General features: G+C 32.6%; 24 protein-coding genes. 22 read left to right on the plus strand and 2 right to left on the minus strand.

All coding sequences use genetic code 11. The features are described from left to right. Nucleotides 1–118 precede the first annotated feature (118 nt). The 18 genes from LEPBI_RS10910 to LEPBI_RS11015 all read left to right on the plus strand — a co-directional run bounded on the left by LEPBI_RS10910 (nt 119) and on the right by LEPBI_RS11015 (nt 16,551). Nucleotides 119–964 carry a DUF5677 domain-containing protein gene (locus LEPBI_RS10910; RefSeq protein WP_012389178.1) on the plus strand — a complete coding sequence of 282 codons (846 nt, stop codon included), beginning with the start codon at nt 119–121 and terminating at the stop codon, nt 962–964. A gap of 199 nt (nt 965–1,163) precedes the next feature. Beyond that, nucleotides 1,164–1,616 (plus strand): hypothetical protein, encoded by a 453-nt coding sequence (locus LEPBI_RS10915; protein ID WP_012389179.1) that lies wholly within the window; start codon nt 1,164–1,166, stop codon nt 1,614–1,616. 330 nt (nt 1,617–1,946) lie between these two features. Then, nucleotides 1,947–3,422, plus strand: a complete 1,476-nt coding sequence (locus tag LEPBI_RS10920) for a hypothetical protein (RefSeq protein ID WP_012389180.1) — start codon at nt 1,947–1,949, stop codon at nt 3,420–3,422. Nucleotides 3,423–3,633: 211 nt separating this feature from the next. After that, complete coding sequence (locus tag LEPBI_RS10925; protein WP_012389181.1) at nt 3,634–4,386, plus strand: hypothetical protein; 753 nt, start codon at nt 3,634–3,636, stop codon at nt 4,384–4,386. A gap of 200 nt (nt 4,387–4,586) precedes the next feature. Next, on the plus strand, nt 4,587–5,225 hold the full coding sequence (locus LEPBI_RS10930) for a hypothetical protein (RefSeq protein WP_012389182.1): 639 nt from the start codon (nt 4,587–4,589) through the stop codon (nt 5,223–5,225). Between the two features lie 243 nt (nt 5,226–5,468). Next, nucleotides 5,469–5,852 carry a type II toxin-antitoxin system RelE/ParE family toxin gene (locus LEPBI_RS10935; RefSeq protein WP_012389183.1) on the plus strand — a complete coding sequence of 128 codons (384 nt, stop codon included), beginning with the start codon at nt 5,469–5,471 and terminating at the stop codon, nt 5,850–5,852. Then, a complete protein-coding gene (locus LEPBI_RS10940) occupies nt 5,849–6,130 on the plus strand; it encodes a helix-turn-helix domain-containing protein (protein ID WP_012389184.1) in 282 nt (93 codons plus the stop codon). The genes LEPBI_RS10935 and LEPBI_RS10940 overlap by 4 nt, the downstream gene beginning before the upstream one ends. Before the next feature lie 207 nt (nt 6,131–6,337). Then, the gene (locus tag LEPBI_RS10945) at nt 6,338–6,700 is read left to right on the plus strand and encodes a nuclear transport factor 2 family protein (RefSeq protein WP_012389185.1); all 363 of its coding nucleotides are present in this window, start codon (nt 6,338–6,340) and stop codon (nt 6,698–6,700) included. Nucleotides 6,701–6,706: 6 nt separating this feature from the next. Next, nucleotides 6,707–7,201: a hypothetical protein gene (locus tag LEPBI_RS10950; protein WP_012389186.1), complete on the plus strand. Its 495-nt coding sequence runs from the start codon at nt 6,707–6,709 to the stop codon at nt 7,199–7,201. A gap of 1,116 nt (nt 7,202–8,317) precedes the next feature. Next, nucleotides 8,318–8,974, plus strand: a complete 657-nt coding sequence (locus LEPBI_RS10960; protein ID WP_012389188.1) for an HAD-IA family hydrolase — start codon at nt 8,318–8,320, stop codon at nt 8,972–8,974. A 188-nt stretch (nt 8,975–9,162) separates the two neighbouring features. After that, nucleotides 9,163–10,575, plus strand: a complete 1,413-nt coding sequence (locus LEPBI_RS10965) for an ATP-binding protein (protein ID WP_012389189.1) — start codon at nt 9,163–9,165, stop codon at nt 10,573–10,575. A 495-nt stretch (nt 10,576–11,070) separates the two neighbouring features. Continuing rightward, on the plus strand, nt 11,071–11,484 hold the full coding sequence (locus LEPBI_RS10975; protein ID WP_012476324.1) for a hypothetical protein: 414 nt from the start codon (nt 11,071–11,073) through the stop codon (nt 11,482–11,484). Nucleotides 11,485–11,829: 345 nt separating this feature from the next. Then, nucleotides 11,830–12,204, plus strand: coding sequence for an SMI1/KNR4 family protein (locus LEPBI_RS10980; protein ID WP_012389191.1), 375 nt, complete (start codon nt 11,830–11,832; stop codon nt 12,202–12,204). Nucleotides 12,205–12,632: 428 nt separating this feature from the next. Then, nucleotides 12,633–12,845: a hypothetical protein gene (locus LEPBI_RS10985; RefSeq protein ID WP_041770020.1), complete on the plus strand. Its 213-nt coding sequence runs from the start codon at nt 12,633–12,635 to the stop codon at nt 12,843–12,845. Continuing rightward, nucleotides 12,845–13,222, plus strand: a complete 378-nt coding sequence (locus LEPBI_RS10990) for a PIN domain-containing protein (protein WP_012389193.1) — start codon at nt 12,845–12,847, stop codon at nt 13,220–13,222. Before LEPBI_RS10985 ends, LEPBI_RS10990 begins: the two co-directional genes overlap by 1 nt. Before the next feature lie 1,677 nt (nt 13,223–14,899). Next, entirely contained in the window at nt 14,900–15,622 is a 723-nt protein-coding gene (locus LEPBI_RS11005) for a hypothetical protein (RefSeq protein ID WP_012389194.1), read from the plus strand. Nucleotides 15,623–15,914: 292 nt separating this feature from the next. Then, complete coding sequence (locus LEPBI_RS11010; RefSeq protein WP_012389195.1) at nt 15,915–16,196, plus strand: type II toxin-antitoxin system RelE/ParE family toxin; 282 nt, start codon at nt 15,915–15,917, stop codon at nt 16,194–16,196. Nucleotides 16,197–16,209: 13 nt separating this feature from the next. Next, nucleotides 16,210–16,551, plus strand: a complete 342-nt coding sequence (locus LEPBI_RS11015) for a HigA family addiction module antitoxin (protein ID WP_012389196.1) — start codon at nt 16,210–16,212, stop codon at nt 16,549–16,551. A gap of 224 nt (nt 16,552–16,775) precedes the next feature. On the opposite strand, the gene LEPBI_RS19365 is transcribed toward LEPBI_RS11015, so the two are convergent. Together LEPBI_RS19365 and merTP are read right to left on the minus strand one after the other, a co-directional pair. Then, nucleotides 16,776–16,979: a GDCCVxC domain-containing (seleno)protein gene (locus LEPBI_RS19365; RefSeq protein WP_081431666.1), complete on the minus strand. Its 204-nt coding sequence runs from the start codon at nt 16,977–16,979 to the stop codon at nt 16,776–16,778. Beyond that, a complete protein-coding gene (merTP, locus tag LEPBI_RS11020; RefSeq protein ID WP_012476322.1) occupies nt 16,970–17,599 on the minus strand; it encodes a mercuric transport protein MerTP in 630 nt (209 codons plus the stop codon). The genes LEPBI_RS19365 and merTP overlap by 10 nt, the downstream gene beginning before the upstream one ends. Before the next feature lie 103 nt (nt 17,600–17,702). On the opposite strand from merTP, the gene LEPBI_RS11025 reads away from it, so the two are divergent. From LEPBI_RS11025 to LEPBI_RS11045, 4 genes are all read left to right on the plus strand, one after another. Then, complete coding sequence (locus tag LEPBI_RS11025; RefSeq protein WP_012389160.1) at nt 17,703–18,086, plus strand: MerR family transcriptional regulator; 384 nt, start codon at nt 17,703–17,705, stop codon at nt 18,084–18,086. Nucleotides 18,087–20,139: 2,053 nt separating this feature from the next. Continuing rightward, nucleotides 20,140–20,805 (plus strand): hypothetical protein, encoded by a 666-nt coding sequence (locus tag LEPBI_RS11035; RefSeq protein WP_012389200.1) that lies wholly within the window; start codon nt 20,140–20,142, stop codon nt 20,803–20,805. 291 nt (nt 20,806–21,096) lie between these two features. After that, complete coding sequence (locus tag LEPBI_RS11040; RefSeq protein ID WP_012389201.1) at nt 21,097–21,345, plus strand: DUF6364 family protein; 249 nt, start codon at nt 21,097–21,099, stop codon at nt 21,343–21,345. Beyond that, nucleotides 21,342–21,761, plus strand: a complete 420-nt coding sequence (locus LEPBI_RS11045; RefSeq protein ID WP_012389202.1) for a type II toxin-antitoxin system VapC family toxin — start codon at nt 21,342–21,344, stop codon at nt 21,759–21,761. Before LEPBI_RS11040 ends, LEPBI_RS11045 begins: the two co-directional genes overlap by 4 nt. Nucleotides 21,762–21,794: the final 33 nt, after the last annotated feature.

Here is a 21,794-nt window from a genome sequence, read left to right on the forward strand (position 1 = left end):
CTGTCACTCGTTTGCAGTCGCAAACTACGTGCCAGCCCCTAACGTCCCGGTCCGGGACTCAGGGTCAGCCTACGTTGATTAGCCTAGTTCGTTATGCGACATGGAATAGTCTCAATTTATGAGCATAAAAAATAATTTCGAATCATTATCAATAGCAATTGAAAAAACAAGCAAATTTCACTTGCAGTTATTAACGATTGTAAATAAAGATCTCTTCCTAATTAATAATTATCTTTCAAGATCTAATGAACTATTAGAAATACGGGACGCAATCTATCTAATAAAAAAATGCTCAGATATATATAACACGACAATATCGTTAATTAAAAACAAAGAATTTTACCAATGTAAAATTTTATATAGAAGTTTAATCGAACATTATCTTAAGGCGCAATACATTATATTCAGTTTAGATAAGGATATAAATTTCTCAAGAAACTATCATTTGTATGGGCAAATTGAAGAATTTATAACTTACTTAAAAAACAAAAATATACACAACTTCCTAACGAAATCACCCTTGCTTAATGAATGGGAAGAAGTTTATAAAAACTTTCACGTAATAAATCAATTGAATAAGAATCAAATTCAATCAGAAATACAAAAATTTAATATAAAAACGATTATCAAAAAAATTGCAGAAATATTTGAGTCATTTCCACAAATACATGATCATTTCGAGGTTATTCTCGAAAGTTATGCAAGCTGTTCAATGTTCGTTCATGCAAGTCCAAGCGCCGGAGATTACTTTCAAGATAAAAATAATTATGAAGATGAAGAATTTTTTGATTTGATTAACATGGTAACAATGCCAATTTTAATGATTTTTGATACTTTAAAAACAATTATTATCTATTCTAGAATTAAATATAAAATCCAAACAGAGAGTTTCGATATTCTAAACACCTCACTACATGAAATTGCAGAAAACTTTAAGAACAAAGAGAGTTTTCTATCTGAATAATTTCACGTCGCATAACAGCGACTTAACGCTACGCTTCGGGACAAGCCCTCGCTCGGGCTACGCCACATTCCTCTTCTGTCACTCGCTTGCATATGCAAGCTACGTGCCAGTCCCTAACGTCCCGTTCGGGACTCAGGGTCGAGGAACGTCGTTAAGTCTAGTTCGTTATACGTAATGCCTTAAATTAAAGCAAAAAAAAATGGCTACTGAATCAGAAGAATATAAAGAAAATGATGATCTAGGGTTATACCTTACATTAATTCAAAATGTAAATATGACATTTAACCCAGAAAGGGAATTAGTATTTAATATAGTTAAACCACTTAACTTCAACGACAAACCTTTAAAATGGAATACAGGTAAACTTACTTTTAAAAACATTCACTTTTGCGATTTACAATTTATAAATGAATATAACGAATATCCAGAATTTTACAGAAGTGCAATTTTAAAAGAAAGTAATTTGATTAAGGAAACAGTATCCAAACTAAATCGATTAAATAAGCAAATTAATTCTCCACTAATACATTATTATCTATATACTCTTCAAGGAGATAAGGAAATTGAAATTAACATTTTAAGTGAATCATATGAATTAAAACTAAATTCTGAATCAAAACCTCTGGAAGATTTTAAAGGATTTGATAATTAGAGTCTTTATTACTTTTTAAAAACTATATCCAATTTCTATTCAAACACTAACTTACTTTGAGAAACGAAAAATGATAATATCTAGATTAACAAAATTAATTTTAAATTTCCTTTTCTAGTCAATATAAATAATAGCTGAGATACGGCACTACGTATAACAGCGGGGAAACGCTTCACTTCGGCACTACCGGCCTCGTTCGGGCTGAGCCACATTCCTCTCCGTCACGATTCTTGCCTTCGCAAGATTCGCGCCGACGCTAACGCCTCATTCTGAGGCTCAGCTTCGAGGAACGTCGTCTCCCCTATTTCGTTATGCGAAATCGGAAAATTTATGAAGAAAATATATAACTTTTTAACTGAACAATTAGGCAAAAAATTTCATTTTTCATGGATAAAGGATTATTATCAAAACCAACTTTATTTCAAGAAACATATTAGTTCATTAAATGGATCAAGACCAGGAGAATATCTAAGTTTATCGCACTTTTCCTGCATAGAAATATATCCAAAGACACAGATTAGAGAAGTACTAGCTAAATTTCAATCTATTGCAAATCTTCAACAAATCAAATCTAAAGATTATGGGATTGATTATTCTAAAGACCAATATTGGAATAAGTTAGCAAAAGAATTAGACACAGGTGCTTCATACCAAAGCTACAATAGTCATCTAGACTTTATTCCAAAAATTACGAACTCATTGTTCAAAGAGTTTTCAATAAAAACTGCATCAGAAAATTCTTATTTTTTTAAAATTGAATATATTTTTATTCCAACTCAAGAAACATGCCTTAACTTTAGTTTATTAATAAATAATAACAAATTAACTGAAATTCAATATCCAATCTTTTATATTTTAAACTATCTTGTAGACAAAATTAAAATTGAGCCAATAATACACAATGGATTCCAAACCAAAAAGAAACTTGTTTCCGAATTTAGACATGATCTTAATAATTCTATTTATAAATACATAACAAGTTTTAATCCTGGTCTTACAACAGGATTAGGATTTGGATTTCTAACTTTAGAGCGATATACTTATAGAGAAAACCCTTTAACTGAAGTCTCAAATATTTGTAATCCAAATGGAATGAAATTACCAAATCTGGATTACTACTCGATTTTTGATTCACTATTCAACGAATCAGAAAAAAATTACCAAAAATACTACAGTAGCTCGAATTCATTAAAAAAATATATTACTAATATAAGTTACGGTCTAAACACTAACTCACTTTCTTTACCCATACAAATTATTTCCGAAGAAAATACAGGAATACCAGAGCACGAATTACTTTATCTAACCTATATTACTTATCTTTCTGAAATACTACTTAGGAAAACCCTCGAAATAGAAAACCAATTAATATTCGAAAAACTATCAATAAGGAGGAAAAACCCAAATATAAAAGAAATTTTAGATCTACAGAAAGAACAAAACCTCATAGAACTATTATCGGAAATATTATCGATAGAAGATAATCGGATATCAAAATATAAACACTTTACTGATCAATCATTTGAGACAATTCTAATGTTTGCAAATGGAGACGAAAGAAAGGAAAAGTTGATAAATTCCTACAAATTGCGAATTTCCAAAAGAAAAATTCAACTTCAAATAAAAATTAAAAAAATAAAGAATTTACTAAATACATTTTCTAATAACATTTATACCGAAAGTAATTTCAATTTACAAGAATCTATTCTGACAATTGCCTTCGTAACCCTAATAGTGACAATATTATTCAAAATAATAGATTTTAGGTGCGAAATATATAATTTCATAAAAAAAATATATTACTAGCCAATCCGACTTCGCATAACAGCGACTAACCGCTTCACTTCGGGACTTGCGCCCTCGTTCGGTCTACGACACATAGGCTTTTGTCACTCCTCTTGCCTACGCAAGCGTCGCGCCAATCCCTAACGTCCCCTCCGGGGACTCAGGGCCAGCCTACGTCGGTTAGTCTAATTCGTTATGCGAAATAAAGCAAAATCAACGAAAAGGATAAAATATGCGACTATTATTTATAGTGTTAATCCCCTCTTTCATAATGTTAATAATAAATTATTTTTTAAAAGAATCATATAAAATAGATTATTTAAATACTTTTACAGGGGTTTTAATAGGGGGCTTAATAACTTTTTACACTACATCAACATTTGAAGGATTAAAATATAGATTGAATGAAAAGAATAACTATTTAAAACAGATGGCTAAAATGGATTTAATTCTAAATAATAACTTAAAAAGCTTAATCCACAATCATGGTTCATTTGAACATTTTAACGAAAACCTTCAATTACCCGTTATACAAGAATTATATATATATCCATTTCTATTAGATTCTACTGATTTCTTATCAATTGGTGATTTGGAAGTAATTAAAAAAATTGCAAATTGTTTAATCTATTTTGAACATGTTAGCATAAACATGAATCACCTAAAATATTTTAATTCTAAAATATTACCTATGTTGGAGGAGGCATTAAAATCCAATAATGTAGAAAGAGCTAAATCCATTCAAAATGAATTAGAGAATCGATCATCAAGTATTAGGATAATCATAAAAGATAGTATTAAAAATGCACACAAGGAAGCAATTGAAACTATATCTTTAATACAAACAAAATCCAAGAGAGTGACAATTTCTCGAAAAGAATATTTTATTTTTGGTGAGATATCCAAAGTTTACGAAAAGGATATGGATTTAGAATATTTTAATGAAAGAAAAAGTGTATTGCAAGAAACTTACAAATTAATCTAGCTTTACTTCGCATAACAGCGACTTACCGCTACGCTTCGGCACAAGGCCTCGCTCGGGCTGCGCCAAATTCCCCTTCTGGCATTCGCCTTGCGTTCGCAAGCTACATGCCAGTCCCTAACGTCCCGCCGGGACTCAGGGTCGGGGAACTTCGGTAAGTCTAGTTCGTTATACGACATGCTTAAGAAATCATAGGAGATTTTATGAAATCTAAAATACTAACCAATATTCTCAAATTTTCTTTTATTTTGATTCACCTATTTTGTGTATCAAAGCAGATTCAAAGAATAGATGAGAATACCAATATATTGAATACAAGTAATCAGCCTCTGTTACGATATTATGTTCTCCGGGAATTAAAAAAAGAATCGGAAAATCCTATTGATAACCCAAAAGAAAAAGAAATAATAAATAGTAAAATTAGTAAAATTGATTTTTCTGAATTATCCCATATTGAAACTAAATACAAAACGAGTTTTCCGGACTTACTGTTATTCGATGTTAATACCTCAAATACCATACATACTGAGTATAAAGATTATGGACGCGGAATGGGGCACAAAGTACCAGTTAAACATACTAGACTAGGTGGAAGAATAAATCTCTCAATTTACAATAAAGGAGATAAATATATTGAAGCAATCGAATTTAGAATAAATATACAATACACAGAAGGACCATTCAATGACATAAAACGGACTTCATTGACTCTTTCTCTCTCCACATTTATACCACCTGATTCTGCCAGATATATAACTTCCGACACATACAGCGATTTACCAGAAACGATAATTAACATAGAAGCATTGCCAATCAGAATACTTTATAGCCCTAATAATTAAGCACGTCGTATAACAGCGACTAACCGCTTCACTTCGGGACTGGCGCCCTCGTTCGGTCTACGACACATAGGCTTTTGTCACTCCTCTTGCTTACGCAAGCGTCGTGCCAATCCCTAACGTCCCCTCCGGGGACTCAGGGCCAGCCTACGTCGGTTAGTCTAGTTCGTTATACGACATCTGAAAAAACATATTTTGTATATAAATTAGGGTTGACATTACGTCATTTCTGATGTAACGTGAATTGTGTCAACGAAATGGAAAATTCTTTATTTTACTGAAAAAGAGGATCAACCTTCCGAAATAGAGATTTTTATCAATTCTAAGGATGAAAGGAATCAGGCAAAAATATTCGCTTGGTTAGATAAACTAGCTGAATTAGGTCCAAATCTCCCTCGGCCATACGCAGATCTGTTAATTGACGGAATTCATGAATTAAGAATTAAACTATCAGGATCACAGATTAGAATTCTATATTTCTTTTGTTATAAAGACTATATTATACTTACAAATCAATTCGTTAAAAATACAGATAAAGTTCCCAAAGCTGAAATTAATAAAGCTATTAAAAGAAGAGAAACTTTCTTACAAAAATATACTGAAAAAATCTTAAAGGAGTTAAATTTATGAGATCATTAAAGAATCATTTAGATAATAAGTTAAAAAGTAAATCTTTTAAGGAAAAATTTGAAGAAGAAAAAGAACTCGTTAATATTTCTATTGAGTTACAATCTTTAAGAGAGAAAAAAGGATTATCACAATCTGATCTTGCTAAAAAAGCTCACGTTACTCAACAACAACTTTCAAAAATTGAAAATGGGATCAATTGTAACTTATCTACTTTTTTAAAAGTATGTCATGCTCTAGATCTAGAAATATCAATCAAAAACAGAAAGCTGTCAGCATAGTTTCAGACGTCGTATAACAGCGACTTACCGCTGCGCTTCGGCACAAGGCCTCGCTCGGCCTCCGGCAAATTCCCTTTCTGTCACTCGTTTGCATCCGCAAACTACGTGCCAGTCCCTAACGTCCCTTCGGGACTCAGGGTCAGGGAACTTCGGTAAGTCTAGTTCGTTATACGAAATGCCAAAACATCAATACTCTAACAAATAAATATGAACGAAGCAGATAGAATTGAAATAATAGAAAATCAGTTAATAGCATATAATAACAAAGATATTGAAAAATTCCTCACATACTGGGATCAAAATGCCAAAATTTACCTTCATCCAAATACTTTAATCGCAAACGGAATACAGGAAATAAAAGAAAGACATCTAATGAGGTTCCAGGAACCAGATCTATCGGCGGAGCTTATTTCAAGAAAAACTTATTCCGAAAAAATTGTAGATTTTGAAATAGTTACAAGGAATTTACCGGAAGGAAAAGCTATACTAGATGTTCTAGCCATTTATGAAATTGAAAATAACTTCATTACAAAAGCTTGGTTCCTCATCGGAGAACCCATTTATATTTAAATTATTATGGAAAATCTTAAAAAATTTCTCAAACAACACGAAATACTATCTGCCTTTATGCAAGTATTTCTATTTGCTTTTGAAGTAATTCTAAACTTTTACTCAAGTTTTTACTTCTTTCTACGAAATGTAATAATTTTAGTTTTAATAGCCTTAGCTACCTACATCAGCTTAGACAATGATCCGTATTTAAAAGGATTTACAGATAAAGTTACTTTACCTGAACCAGAAATTGTAAGTGTAAGATGCGATGACCACTCTTCGAATTTAAGTAATTTAGAGTATAGCACAAGAGTTATTACAAGTATTAGAAACTTGGGAGGAGAAGGAAATGTTGTAGTCGAATCAATAGTTCAACAAGGAAATCAAATGTGGCCTAAATCGGAATTACTATTCCTTTCTCCTCAGCAAACAAAGGAAACCCAAATCGCTTTTGATGAAACAAGTATTTTCGGTGAACGAATAAAGTGTTCATCTCGCACGTATTCTTATAGTAAATAAGTACCTTGAAATAATATTATTTCAATTCAAAACTGTCAAAAATATAATTATACTGAAACAACTTGGCACTTCGTATAACAGCATATTACCGCTACGCTTCGGCACAAGGCCTCGCTCGGCCTGCGGCAAATTGCCCTTCTGTCACTCGTTTGCATCCGCAAACTCCGTGCCAGTCCCTAACGTCCCATTCGGGACTCAGGGTCGGGCAACTTCGGTAATACTAGTTCGTTATGCGCAACGGGATGTAATTTTGAATGGAGCTAACAAAAAATAATTTATAAAAAAAATGCAATTTATCTATAATTTTCTAAAAGTACATATAAAATTTCTAAAGATAGTATTCTGTATCATTATCCTATCCTTTTTTGGATGTGATTATGCAAGAATATTTGTTCAAAAATTAACCTTTGAAAACAGTATTACAATAAGATGTTTTGAAGAGTCAATTTTGAATATATCTTCGTTAACATTGGATAATAATTACAGAGAAGAAAAGGGAAATAATACTTTATATTTTATTATAGAATTTAACGAATTAAAAAGTAGAGCCTCTTTTTCGGATAACGTTTTAGAGTTATCTACTATCTCGAAAATAAACGAAGAATTAAAATGTGCGGAAATCAAAGAAATTATTAGGATAAATAAATTGATTGAACATAATATTATTTTAAATTGCAAAAATAAAATTTTAAAATCAGAATACAATAATGACGATTGCTTCAATTAGGAAAAATATATATCTTGTGAGTTAAAAAATAAATGTTTGAATATTAGATAAAAAAATGTAGATTATAGCACAATTTTCTATCTAATAAAATTCCACTATATTTTAGATATTTTAAAGTAATGTTATATAAGCGAAAAAAATAAGTAAATATATAGCGTGTGAAAGAAATGAATTCAAAAAGAATCCCGCAGCGCATAACTGCCGCTAACCACTTCGCTTCGGGACTTGCGCCCTCGCTCGGCCTTCGGCACATAGGCTTTTGTCACTCCTCTTGCATTCGCAAGCCTCGTGCCAATCCCTAACGCCTCCGCACGGAGGCTCAGGGCCAGCCTACGTCGGTTAGCTAGTTCGTTATGCGTAATTTTGCAAAAAAATAGAATATCACAATTATGTTAAAAGCCATCATTTTTGATTATGACGACACATTAGTTCAAACTAGGAAAACTAGATATAAAACTATTTCAAATTTAGCTTTAGAAGAATTTAAATATAAAATTAATGTAAAAGAGATTGATGCAGCTTGGGGCCTACCAGCTGACGATTTTCTAATTAAGCTATTCGGAAAATTTACATCGGATTTAAATTTAATATGGAAACTTTATTTGGAATACTCAATAAAAGACAAAAACGTACCACATGATTCTTCATTTGAATTTATTGAAAAATATCAAAAATTTCTTAATATTGGGATTGTTACTTCATCAAGTGAGAAAGTCGTTTTGAGAGAATTAAATGAATTAAATATAAATTTAGATTATTTCTTTTTCATACAAACCTCTGATTATACAAATGTTCACAAACCTGATCCAAATGTTTTTCTACCTATAAATGAAAAACTTACCTTCAATAATATTCAAAAGAATGAAGTCATTTACATTGGTGATTCACCATCAGACTTTTATTCATCGACAAAATTTGGTTATAATTTCCTTGGAATTGCTCATGATCCGAGGTATAAGGACTTTTTCTTGAACGAAAATATCAATTTCGTTGAGAATTTTAATGATCTGGAAAAATATATTGTAGAAATGCAAAACTACGCATAACAGCGACTAACCGCTTCACTTCGGGACTTGCGCCCTCGTTCGGTCTCCGACACATAGGCTTTTGTCACTCCTCTTGCTTACGCAAGCGTCGTGCCAATCCCTAACGTCCCCTACAGGGACTCAGGGCCAGCCTACGTCGGTTAGTCTAGTTCGTTATGCGCAATAGAATAAATTTAAAGGAAACATAAATGAAAGTTAAAGAAATTTCATTTCAAGAATTTAGGGATTTATCTCTCAGAGATGAATCTCATTTTTATGAAAAAAAGTCCAAACTGATTGCACCAAAAAAATTACAAAAATATGCAGTTTCCTTTGGAAACGCTGACGGTGGTGAATTAATAGTAGGAATAAAAGATAATTCTGACGAACCGAATCCGGAAAAAAGATGGGATGGATTTTCTTCAATAGAAGATTTGAATGGATTATTACAGACATTGTTTAATATTTCTCCAAGTTTAGATCTTAAATATACAATTTTAACATGTCCTTCATTTAAAGGCTATGTTATTCAAATCAATATTGAACGAACAGCTGAGCTACATAAAACATTAGATGGCGAAGTATACCTAAGATCAGGAGCCCAATCAATACATATAAAGGACCCTCAGAAAATTGTAGAACTCTCTTATTCAAAAGGAACAACAACATTTGAGGATCAAACACTACCTGAAATACCCCCTGAACAAATCACCGATGCGGAAGAAATTAAACTGTTTTTAAAATCTTTCTCTCCTAAAACGGATGCACTTGATTTCTGTGTAAATCAAAATTTATTTACATATAAAGAATGGTTTCCGAGAGTAGCTGCCGTATTACTGTTCCTACCTTCACCAGCTTCATTGTTACCCAAAAAATGTAGTGTAAAAATTACTCGATATAATACCAATGAAGAGAAACCAGAAAGAGAACATTTATTAAACCAAGAAACGATTGATGCACCTTTATACAATTGCATCAAAGTCACTGCAAAGAGGATAACTGAAATAATTTCATCAGTTACCGTAATGATTAAAAACTCTTTGGTAAAAATGGATTATCCTCAGGAAGCAATTTGGGAAATCATTGTCAACTCCTTAGTACATAGAGATTACTCAATTTCTGATGACGTACATGTTTTAATCTATAATAACAGAATAGAAATTCTTAGTCCAGGTAAATTACCAGGTTACGTCACAACCTCGAATATTCTTGATGCTCGCTATGCAAGAAATCCAAAAATCGTAAGGACATTACATAGATATCCTGATCCTCCAAATAAGGATATGGGAGAGGGATTGAATACAGCATTTCAAAAAATGAAAGAAAGGGGTCTACAGCCTCCGATAATAACTGAAGTGGGAAATTACGTGAAAGTAACTTTACCCCATTTACCGATGGCAACTCCTGCTGAATCAATACTCAAATATTTAAATAATAATCCTGAAATCACTAACAAGGAAGTTAGAGAATTAACAGGGATTAAATCTGAAAATTTGGTAAAAGCAGAATTTTATAAATTGCGTAAAGCAGGGTTCCTTGAAAGAGTACCTGAAAAAAATTCAAATAAATCTGCTTGGAAATTAACCGAAGCAGGTAGAATTGAAAGTCAAAAATATTCCTAATTCTACTGCGCATAACAACGCCTTAACGCTTCGCTTCGGCACAAGGCCTCGCTCGGTCTGCGACACATAGGCTTCTGGCACTCCCCTTGCTTAAGCAAGTGTCGTTCCAGTCCCTAACGTCCCGTTTCCGGGACTCAGGGTCAGCCTACGTCGTTAAGGCTAGTTCGTTATACGACATTTATTTAAAATTAATTCTAGTTCAAAAAAAATGAAAAAAAAACTAACTCTATTATTTTCAGTCTACTTTATATCATTCGGACTACTTCAAAATTTGTCAGCACAGACTATTGACTTCTCAAAAGAAAAACCAATCCATCCTTATTATGAAACAATGGATGAAAACTATTCGATTGACTGTAAAGAAAAACAACTCTGTATGGAAAACTGCAAAGATTCATTCACTTTGATCTCAAATAAATTCAAAGATAAAAATAATGCTCGATTAGGTTGCTTCGCAGATTGCAGGAAAATCGTTTGTTTTTCAAAAAATAAAAAATGAACATAACTAAACTTACTTTAAATCTTCTAATACCGCTTATATATATCTCATGTAATATCAATCAAGGTATTGACTCTAATGAATTTTATACTGAGGATGAAACAGAAAGAAAAATAGGAGTTGCTGTTTCCCTAAAATCGATACAAATTTTTGGAAATCCGACCACCTTACTCCCATACGAATTTCAGCAAGACCCAAATTGCAAAAGACAATCCTACTTTAAAAAAGAGGAAGTTAACAAATGCGTAAATATTATCCTCGCATCTAATATTCAAACAACAGATATATCGGATTATTTTGGAAAAATTGGAGTTATAGTTAACAAACTATGCAATCTAGAAAGACAAATTTTCTTAGATAATTCGTCAAAAGGGGAAATAAACTTTTGCGGAATAAAGAAAATATTTTAATAATAAATAAACGTCGTATAACATCGGCTAAACACTGCGCTTCGGGACAGGCCCTCGCTTGGCCTTCGGCACATTCCTCTCCGTCACGTCTCTTGCATTCGCAAGATCCGCGCCGACGCTAACGCCTACTCCGTAGGCTCAGCTCCGAGGAACGTCGTTTAGCCTGGTTCGTTATGCGAAATCGCAATATACTTTATATACTTACAAATTTTAATTTGAATAATTTCTAAATTCAACAAAGATAGAAACTTTTTTAGTTTAATTATAAAAATTTAAAATTTCATGAAAACTTTTTAGAAGAATTATAATGCATTAAATTCAAAAAGTTAAAAAAAAAGGCAAACCATGTTTAAAAATCTTAAAGTAGTAAATTTTTTGAATATCGCAAAGGCTTTTGACAAATTAATAATTAAAATAAGCAATACAGAATTCATTCCGTTAGGAGGATTTTTTGAAAATCTCGAAGAGACTGAAAAAATAATGAAAATTACAGATGGAGGTTTTCTACAAGGTATATTTCCTATTGCGATTGATCAAGGCGGCAATTTAATTTGTTATTCTGATGGACAAACTTTAAGCGAAGGAGTCTATTTTTGGGATCATGAACAATATGATCAAAGAGAAAGAGCATACGAATTTATAGCTTCAGATCTCCAAGTTTTGGAAAAGATGTTGGTTGACGAGACTGATGAAGAATATACTTCTTTTATAGAATCATGAAGATAACTGTAATTCGAAACATCTTGGGTTCTGAAAAAGCATTTGTGTTATTAGGCATAGCAAGTAAACAGTTATGTCCGAATCAACAATAAAAATTTTTAATTTGGATTCTTTTTCTGTAATCTATTCAATTTTGATGAAAGATGATATTTTCCTTAAGTTTTATACTAGGCAAATGCGACTTCGCATAACAGCGCCTTAACGCTACGCTTCGGCACTTTCGGCCTCGCTCGGCCTAAAGGCACATTCCTCTCCGGCACGTTCCTTGCCTCCGCAAGTCTCTGTGCCGACGCTAACGCCTGCCTTTGCAGGCTCAGCTTCGAGGAACGTCGGTAAGGCTTTTTCGTTATACGACATGTTTGCAAAACCAATCTTATACTAAAAAATTAAGATTGACAAATACGAAAGAGTATCGTATTTTTTATCGTATGAAAGTAACTGCTATACTACCTGATGATTTAATAACCGAAGTACAAAAATATACTGAAGGAAAAAATATTACTGATTCTTTACAAAAGGCACTCTCCGAATGGGTTAAACTTGCAAAAGTAAAAAAACTAAATGAAAAATTAAGAAAACAACCTTTGCACTTTTCAAGTGAATTTAATGCTGAAAAAATTAGAAGAATTAACAGAACATAATGATTTTAGTTGATACTTCTGTTTGGATTGAATTCTTTCGAGGGAAAGAACCCTATTTTTCAAAGTTAGTTGGGTTGATTGAATCTTCTGATGTAATTGCACACGAAGTTGTTTTTGGCGAACTTTTACAAGGATGTAAGAATAAAAGTGAAATTACCTTCGTTTTGGATTATTGGGAAAGTTTAAATAACATTTTGTCAAATGGATCCTTTATCCAAGCGGGAAAATTATCTTTTGAAAATAAACATTTAGAAAAAGGAATCGGCATTATCGATTCTATTTTGATCTCTGAAACCAAACAAAGAAATTTAAAGCTTTGGACTTTAGATAAAAAAATATTAAAAGTTCTTCAATTACAACATTTATACGAAATATAGCAAACACGGCGTATAACAGCGACTTACCGCTACGCTTCGGCACAAGGCCTCGCTCGGCCTCCGGCAAATTGTCCTCCTGTCACTCGTTTGCATCCGCAAACTACGTGCCAGTCCCTAACGTCCCGTTTCGGGACTCAGGGTCGGACAACTTCGGTAAGTCTAGTTCGTTATGCGTAATGGTCAAATTTCTCACGTTATCTTTAGAGCCAGAGTAATTCTTATATATCAAAAATGATTAAAAATATTTTCCAAATAATAGAAGATAATTTATTACCATGGAAATTTTTTATTCATGAAAGCAAAAAACATGACGCAATAGAATGGATAAAAAAAAGAAGTATTCCATGGAAAATCAAATTCATTAGACTAATGCCATATCTCCCAGAACCACAATGCCTTAATGTTTCGAATACTTTTAAAATATTGAGGTGGTACGGTAAGTATTCAAGGAACCGAGCTTGGGTTCTAGTTTACGCAATTAATCATAAAAAGACTTTGTTTCTTACTATTTTATCACCAATTCGAATAATCTTTTGCGTTGCTTTCTATTTATTTTTCTCACTAGAGAAGGAAGCATTTTTCTTTTCTTTAATTCCATCTATTTACTATTTTGTTTTCTTTCAAAATGAATATTATGACGACGTTAGACCATTCTTGAATAGATTAAGGAAAGAAGTTTAAAAAGAATTATTCAACATCATATTAACTTAATGATACTTATATATAGATAAAATATTTGAAATGAATTATCTATCTCTGAACGGATTCAAAATTTTCCCCTTGGTCTCAAAAATTTCTCTCAAACTCTATTCATTGCTACAAGGAAAGTCAGTATAATCTCAAAAACTAAGTTAAGTCGAAAAAATTCTTGGGCAAAATAAAATTTTATTCTATCTAGAAAAACATAAAAAACTCAAAAAATCAGAGCTTTTTGGTCTCAGTCGAAATAATATTAAAACAAAATAATTGTTATACTTTAGTGGATACAAAGCAGACCACTACGCATAACAGCGACTTAACGCTTCGCTTCGGGACGAGCCCTCGCTCGGTCTGCGACACATTCCCCTTCTGTCACTCGTTTGCATCCGCAAACTCCGTGCCAGTCCCTAACGTCTCTCCGAGACTCAGGGTCGGGGAACGTCGTTAAGTCTAGTTCGTTAATTGCAATGTCCAAAAAGGATTTAAGAGAATCTTTTTTATGTAATTTTCGCTGGTTCTTTCTTTTCGCGCTTTTAAGAAAGAGAAGAGAAAGACAAAAGAGATTCATTTGAAGAGAAGAAAAGATAAGAAAGCGCTTCAATTCAATATTGTCTTTCTCTACTTTCTATTTGGTACAATTATTAGATCACAGTTCTGTTTAAGAAAGTTTAATTTACTTTTCCAGCGAAATGAATGATTTTAAGAGAAGAGACGCTCGGAATGTTTTGGACTTCTTACTTCCTTACTTACAAGATATACTATTATTGGACACTGCAATTAACATCGGCTAACCACTTCGCTTCGGGTCTTACGCCCTCGCTCGGCCTACGGCACATAGGCTTCCTGTCACTCGTTTGCAGTCGCAAACTACGTGCCAGCCCCTAACGTCCCGTTCGGGACTCAGGGTCAGCCTACGTCGGTTAGCCTAGTTCGTTATACGAAATCGCTCAAAATAATTAATTAAAAAAGGAATATCCTATGAAATTGAAAAATGTCTTATTTTTAAGTCTTGCAGTTTACTCAGTATTAAACTGTGGTCATTACAACCAAACAAGGAAAATTACTAGAAAATCTTTCGGTAATGAAAAATTCATTATCAATACCATCCTCGATGTTAAAAGGATTGAAAAAAATAAAATATTAATTATCGCTGACACAACCACTCTTCTTCGAGGTCACATTCAAACTCGACCGCCACAGCCTTCGCTACAAAGATGTTTTCAGCTCGAACTAGAAGAAAACGAACCTAGAGAATATTACCATTACCATATAAAAACCGCATACTTCTCTGACGAATGTGAAACTACTTCCATTGATACATTGGATTTTTTCGAAGTCCATAAAACAGGTTTCTACAATTATAATGAAAATGGAAAAAAAGAAGTAATTAGCCTAAAATTAGATGATGATAACTACTATCAAATTTTTTTAGAAGGAAGAGAGTATAAACAGAACCCCTTTTACATTGTTCATTCTAGGTTACACAAGCAAAATAAATATTCCTATATATTACTCTATACAGCCGCTCTTCCATATGATATTATAGCAGGAACACTCCACTCAATAGGTATGCCTTTTTTATATACCTCTTATTTGTTTGGTTCTCTATCCAACCAAGAACAACCTTTATATAAGAAAAAACCTCTATATTTCCTACTTGGAACTTACAGAACACTTTCTTATTTAGATAAAATTGATTAAAATCCATTAAATTCGCGACTTCGTATAACAGCAACTAACCGCTTCGCTTCGGTACGAGCCCTCGCTTGGGCTGCGCCACATAGGCTTCTGGCACTCCCCTTGCCTGCGCAAGTGTCGTTCCAGTCCCTAACGTCCCGTTCGGGACTCAGGGCCAGCCTACGTCGGTTAGTCTAGTTCGTTATGCGCAATAATTCAATTGTATGCCTCAGGACATGGGTAACAGACAGAAATTTGAGGAGAAAGGTCAAAAAAAGACTTGAAATACTTACCAATACGAGAAGTGTTTTTATAAGTGATAAAATCATTTGCTGATAAAGAAACTCAGGGAATTTGGGAAGGAAAATTTTCGAAAAAACTACCTCCTGAAATTCAGAAAAAAGCGCAGATGAAATTGGGAATGTTGAATAACATTAAGGAAATCAAAGAATTAAAAGTTCCTCCCTCGAATAAATTACACTCCCTTGACGGAGATAGAAAAGGACATTTTTCCATTTCTATAAATGATCAATGGCGAATTTGCTTTGGATTCAACAAAGGTGATACTTTCGATGTCGAAATTGTAGATTATCATTGAATAAGGAGTTAGTATGAAAAAGGAAAATTTTATCAATGTTCATCCAGGAGAGATTCTTACTGAAGAATTCCTAACTCCATTAGAAATTTCGGCTTATCGTTTAGCTAAAGAAACTGGTATTCCAGAGTCCAATATCTCAGAAATAATTAATGGAAAAAGAAGCATCACTGCAGCAATTTCTATAAAATTAGGAAAATTTTTTGAACTTAATCCTATGTTTTGGATTGGTCTTCAAAATGATTATGACATTAGATTGGAATCTCATAAACTCAAATCAAAAATTAAAGAAATTAAATCTTTTCGAGAATTAAGAAAGAAAAATGAAAAAATTAAGAAAGTTAAGCATGTCGCTTGATATTAATAATTGAATTACTGCGCATAACTGACGCTTGCCGTTCCGGGAGGGACGAGCCCTCCCTCCAGGCTCCGCCAAATTCCCCTCCGTCACGTCTCTTGCCTCCGCAAGATCCGCGCCGACGCTAACGCCTGCTCTGCAGGCTCAGCTCCGGTGAACTTCGGCAAGCTAGTTACGTTATGCGACATTTTCAAAGTCAAATTTTAAATTAATTATTTAAGGAATTAACAACATCCTTCAATTTGTTTCGGAGGACATTTCACTGTTCCAAAAGAACAAAATACACAGCAATCGCCATTCTTAGGCTTCATGTAATACAAACAACTATCACATGTATAAAAATGTTGGCATGCATTTATAGGCATCTCTTCTTTCTTTCTAAACCCGCACTCTGGACAAGTTATAGTTGATAATGTAATTATTTCCATTTTCGTTCACCTTTTATATTTATTACTTTATATCCAACTTTATTCTGTATAATATCCTTAAATTCTTGAATACCGACTTTTCTTTTATCATATACTATTTGTGTAACTCCCTTCTTATAATCCGAAGTTACTTTTAAAACTCCAGTTAATTCCACTAAAGCAGTATTCACACTATATTCGCAACCAACGCATGTCATACCTGATATCACAAATTCGGCAACTACCAAGTGTTCACTTTCTAATTTTCCTTTTACTTCATTTACTGATTTCAAAATTGAACTATAATTTGGAAATAGAAATAAAAACAAACTGAGAATCGTGACAAAAGTTAAGTATATTTTACTGTAAAAAAAACGATTGAAGATACTTCTTTCGCAATCACAATCCAAATCAGATTTTTTGGATTTAGTAATAAGATTATACCATAGTAAACTAAATATTACCATAGATAGTATTATCAAAAATGATCGATAAGGTTCTAACCATGAGAAAGTCGAAGCAATTCCAGAGAATCCTCCAATTACTCCAACAATAGGAGAAACACAGCATAATGAAGAAGATATCGCTAATAAAAAACCAGCACTCACTTGAATCCTAAAATCGTTAAATATCTTGTACATGGCAATTCTCCCGAATATATTTTCCTTGCTATATATATGTGACAACATTCTAGTTTACTAGAAGGCTTACATTTTTTTATTATTCTCAAAAAAAGGTAATTTTATGCATATCGGAGAGTTTTCAAGAATTTGCAAAATATCAAAGGAATCCATTCGATACTATGAAAAAGAAGGACTTTTGAAAGGGTCTAGAAAGGAGAATAATTATCGAGTTTACTCTAAAAAAGATATACGCGTAGTCGAATTGATCAATTCTCTTAAAAATTCTGGATTTACACTTTTTGAAATTAGAAGTTTTTTAAATTTATATGACTCGGATTCCAAATGCAAAGAAGTTCAAATTAAACTAGAAAACAAATTACTTATCATAAAAGACAGAATTTCTGAACTTATTTCTATTCAGGAAAAGCTTAATAAATCTATCCTAGAATGTGAAGACAATCCCAATAAAAAATTCTGCAATATTGTCTCAAGTTCCCATTTATAGCAAATTGAATTAAATTTACATTATTTAATTTTAAAATAATATGTTAGAATCTTGAAAACGTCGCATAACATCGGCTAAACACTTCGCTTCGGGTCTTCGCCCTCGCTTGGCCTTCGGCACATTCCTCTCCGTCACGATTCTTGCTATGCAAGAATACGTGCCGACGCTAACGCCTCTTCCAGAGGCTCAGCTCCGAGGAACGTCGTTTAGCCTCGTTCGTTATGCGACATTATTTAAATTTATTTAAAACAATTGAAATTAGATAAATAAAAAAGACAAATACGGAGATTTAAGCTATAAAAATATGTATAAAAAACTTACATACCTTCTAATATTCATTTCAATCTTCTTCATTAGATGTAAAGCTCAACTACAAGAAAACTGCGAATCAAATATAAAAGAAAAAATTATCCTTGATTGTAATTCAGAAGAATACGAAAAAGATAACAGAATTTGTATTATCGATTTAATGTCTTACAATTTATGCAAGCAAAACAATGCCAAAAAATATTCGAACAAAATTGAATTCTAATAAAATGCAGATTAAAACCAGCTCATCGATGTATATTTTTTATAAATAAAATTAGTCCAATGAGGTTCAATTTGTTAAAAAAAATCAAACCATTTCTTATTATTTTACTTATCATCTTCAGCTGTATTCCAAACGGACAATCAAGGTAAAATCAATGCAAACGTAGATATGGTCATGGGTATATTAACAATGCCTTAAGAGAAAGAAATAGCTTGTGTTCAATTTTTTTCCAGCAAATTAGCGATGCATCAGAAACAAGAACATCAGGGATAGAAAAACTGCACTTGTCGCAATGCATATTAGCTCAAGTATATTTAAACAAATGCGAAAATCGAACAACATTACGACTAGGGTATGATGACATCAAATAATTACCCAATATAAATAAAAAAGGACTTTACCAAACAATTTACTACAACAGTAAATAACGTCGCATAACAGCGGGGAAACGCTTCGCTTCGGCACGAGGCCTCGCTTGGGCTGTGCCACATTCCTCTCCGTCACGCTTCTCGCTCCGCAAGAAGGCGCGCCGACGCTAACGCCTCTCCGAGGCTCAGCTACGAGGAACGTCGTCTCCCCTAGTTCGTTATGCGTAATAGTGTGAAATTTAAATCAATAATCAAATCAAATGAATTTAAGCAAAGATAAAACATTAAAAATCATTTTGGCGATAGAATATATCTTTAAAGATCGAGCTGGCGACGAATTGCCTCTATGGGATTTGATCGAATTAATTAAGAAAATTCCTGTATGTAGCGATCTATCTTCACTTGAAATTGAAGAAGTTATTCAGAATTATCTAATCAGTGGGTTTCTACAAAGCGAACCAAGACTACCACTCAATGAAGATACACTATTATCGAAGACGAATACGCATCCGTCATTATCAATTTCGAATGATCACGACAAGGTTATTTACTTACCATAAGTGCATCTTTCCTATTTAATATTAAAGTCTTTAGTTATAAAAAGCTTCAGACGGGATCATCAAAATTAAACTTTTATAAATTTACATTTATTTTAATCTTAACTTTTAAGAAAGATTTATTGATTATAGTTTTTATTAGTTTCATAAATACACTATGTCATATTAAAGAAATAGATATCTGCATTGAACGCGCCTTTGGTTTAAAGAAAATTCGAAGAATTCACAAAGAAAATAGAGTACAAAAGAAAAACCAATTAATGTAATTTTGACTTCCGAAATGTATTTGTGGTATAAATCAGCAGACTGAAAATCATTTATTTTAAAATCGTAATTATCAAAGATCTTCTCAAATTTAAATACGATCGATTTCATACTATACTACACTACTACGCATAACAGCGACTAACCGCTTCACTTCGGGACTTGCGCCCTCGTTCGGTCTCCGACACATAGGCTTTTGTCACTCCTCTTGCTTACGCAAGCGTCGTGCCAATCCCTAACGTCCCCTACAGGGACTCAGGGCCAGCCTACGTCGGTTAGCCTAGTTCGTTATGCGAAATGTCTCAGAAATATTGCTACCCTAAAAAAACAGAATGATTAAGAAAATATCTCTAAAAAGTATTTTTATCTCTCTTTTTTTGGCAATCACACAAGTAGGCTGCTTATACATAGTTCCAAAAGATCATATCAAATACATTTTCTTAAATAATCTAAAACCCAAAAGAAAGAATACTACTATTATATATAAATACAATTATCTAAATTTCTATAACCGAAATCCTTATATAAAGACTGATGACTTTTCAAATCGATTAAATGATTGTATACGAAAGTCTTTTGAAACCAAATTTCAATTTGCCAATTTAACTATTTTAGATTCCGATTTTTCTTCAATCCCTGATATTGAAAAATCTTATGATGATCAAAATATAATTTTTCTGCATATTATGACGAATGAAAGAATGAATAATGATTTTTCTATTAAATTTCTGAAATTCTTAAATATTATTTCATTCGGAGCAATTCCATATTGGAAAAATATAACTTTTACTATCCAAATCAATTCATCGATATTTCTAAATTCTAATGATTTTAATTTTCAATATTCATTTATTGAATGCGGTGGGTGGCTTACGATTCCAGTCTTATTTTTCTACGAAAATTATTGGGAATTAAAGAATAAATATCATAATTCTCCATTTCCTGAAATAGAATACATGATAACTGACTCTTTATCAAAAATACCTTTGAAAATTTGAGACACTTCGCATAACAGCAACTAACCGCTTCGCTTCGGGACGAGCCCTCGCTTGGGCTGCGCCACATAGGCTTCTGGCACTCCCCTTGCAGTCGCAAGTGTCGTTCCAGTCCCTAACGTCCCGTTCGGGACTCAGGGTCAGCCTACGTCGGTTAGTCTAGTTCGTTATGCGCAAGAGACAAAATCTCTTCGAAAATAAGAAGAAAAGACTAAAAAATGCATTATTTAGAGAAAAGTAAAGATTGACATCTACGTAACTAGAATTCATCATTATACGTATAGGTGTTTTTATATGAATACTAAACTTACACTATCTCTTGATGACAAAATAATAAAACAAGCAAAGGAATTTGCTAAGCAGAGAAATAAAAGTTTATCTAAACTGATAGAAGACTATCTAGGAGGAATTTCTTCAAAAATCCCATCTAATGAAGAAAATCTTCCACCTGTGACAAAAAAATTAGCAGGAATACTAAAAGGTAAAAAAGAAATTGATATTAAGAATGATATAGCTCATTTTCTTGAAAAGAAATACAAATGATTCAGAATGTTTACCTAGATTCTGATGTTATTATCGACTATCTATATGCAAGAGAACCTTTCTTTCAAGAATCTGTAGAACTGATTTCACTAATAGAAAATAAAAAAATTAAGGGATATATTTCTTCACTAATTATTTGGAATATTTTCTATATTCTGGCAAAGTATACAAATGAGAAATCTGCTAGAGGATTAATTAAAGAATTCAAAACTATTATAGAAATAATTCCAATTGATGAAAAAATAATCGATCTTGGATTAAATTCTACAATAAAAGATTTTGAAGATTCAATTCAATACTTTGCAGCAAAATCAAAAAAGATTAAATACATTATCACTAGAAATAAAAAAGATTATCCCAATGGAGAAATTAAACCTTTAAGTCCGAAAGAATTTCTTACAATTTTTAAAGAATAAGATTGGGAATCCTTTTTCGACTTGTCTCCAGCG

The organism is Leptospira biflexa serovar Patoc strain 'Patoc 1 (Paris)' (assembly GCF_000017685.1).
Classification (GTDB): domain Bacteria; phylum Spirochaetota; class Leptospiria; order Leptospirales; family Leptospiraceae; genus Leptospira_A; species Leptospira_A biflexa.

Excerpts from the sequence above, each read along its gene's own strand:
- LEPBI_RS10920 (WP_012389180.1), top strand. The coding sequence starts at position 1,947 with ATGAAGAAAATATATAACTTTTTAACTGAACAATTAGGCAAAAAATTT.
- LEPBI_RS10940 (WP_012389184.1), top strand. The coding sequence starts at position 5,849 with ATGAGATCATTAAAGAATCATTTAGATAATAAGTTAAAAAGTAAATCT.
- LEPBI_RS10950 (WP_012389186.1), top strand. The coding sequence starts at position 6,707 with ATGGAAAATCTTAAAAAATTTCTCAAACAACACGAAATACTATCTGCC.
- merTP (WP_012476322.1), bottom strand. The coding sequence starts at position 17,599 with ATGTACAAGATATTTAACGATTTTAGGATTCAAGTGAGTGCTGGTTTT.
- LEPBI_RS11015 (WP_012389196.1), top strand. The coding sequence starts at position 16,210 with ATGAAAAAGGAAAATTTTATCAATGTTCATCCAGGAGAGATTCTTACT.
- LEPBI_RS19365 (WP_081431666.1), bottom strand. The coding sequence starts at position 16,979 with ATGGAAATAATTACATTATCAACTATAACTTGTCCAGAGTGCGGGTTT.
- LEPBI_RS10930 (WP_012389182.1), top strand. The coding sequence starts at position 4,587 with ATGAAATCTAAAATACTAACCAATATTCTCAAATTTTCTTTTATTTTG.
- LEPBI_RS10965 (WP_012389189.1), top strand. The coding sequence starts at position 9,163 with ATGAAAGTTAAAGAAATTTCATTTCAAGAATTTAGGGATTTATCTCTC.
- LEPBI_RS11005 (WP_012389194.1), top strand. The coding sequence starts at position 14,900 with ATGAAATTGAAAAATGTCTTATTTTTAAGTCTTGCAGTTTACTCAGTA.
- LEPBI_RS11040 (WP_012389201.1), top strand. The coding sequence starts at position 21,097 with ATGAATACTAAACTTACACTATCTCTTGATGACAAAATAATAAAACAA.
- LEPBI_RS11045 (WP_012389202.1), top strand. The coding sequence starts at position 21,342 with ATGATTCAGAATGTTTACCTAGATTCTGATGTTATTATCGACTATCTA.
- LEPBI_RS10980 (WP_012389191.1), top strand. The coding sequence starts at position 11,830 with ATGTTTAAAAATCTTAAAGTAGTAAATTTTTTGAATATCGCAAAGGCT.
- LEPBI_RS10975 (WP_012476324.1), top strand. The coding sequence starts at position 11,071 with ATGAACATAACTAAACTTACTTTAAATCTTCTAATACCGCTTATATAT.
- LEPBI_RS10925 (WP_012389181.1), top strand. The coding sequence starts at position 3,634 with ATGCGACTATTATTTATAGTGTTAATCCCCTCTTTCATAATGTTAATA.
- LEPBI_RS10960 (WP_012389188.1), top strand. The coding sequence starts at position 8,318 with ATGTTAAAAGCCATCATTTTTGATTATGACGACACATTAGTTCAAACT.
- LEPBI_RS10990 (WP_012389193.1), top strand. The coding sequence starts at position 12,845 with ATGATTTTAGTTGATACTTCTGTTTGGATTGAATTCTTTCGAGGGAAA.
- LEPBI_RS11025 (WP_012389160.1), top strand. The coding sequence starts at position 17,703 with ATGCATATCGGAGAGTTTTCAAGAATTTGCAAAATATCAAAGGAATCC.
- LEPBI_RS11035 (WP_012389200.1), top strand. The coding sequence starts at position 20,140 with ATGATTAAGAAAATATCTCTAAAAAGTATTTTTATCTCTCTTTTTTTG.
- LEPBI_RS10915 (WP_012389179.1), top strand. The coding sequence starts at position 1,164 with ATGGCTACTGAATCAGAAGAATATAAAGAAAATGATGATCTAGGGTTA.
- LEPBI_RS10910 (WP_012389178.1), top strand. The coding sequence starts at position 119 with ATGAGCATAAAAAATAATTTCGAATCATTATCAATAGCAATTGAAAAA.
- LEPBI_RS10985 (WP_041770020.1), top strand. The coding sequence starts at position 12,633 with ATGAAAGTAACTGCTATACTACCTGATGATTTAATAACCGAAGTACAA.
- LEPBI_RS10945 (WP_012389185.1), top strand. The coding sequence starts at position 6,338 with ATGAACGAAGCAGATAGAATTGAAATAATAGAAAATCAGTTAATAGCA.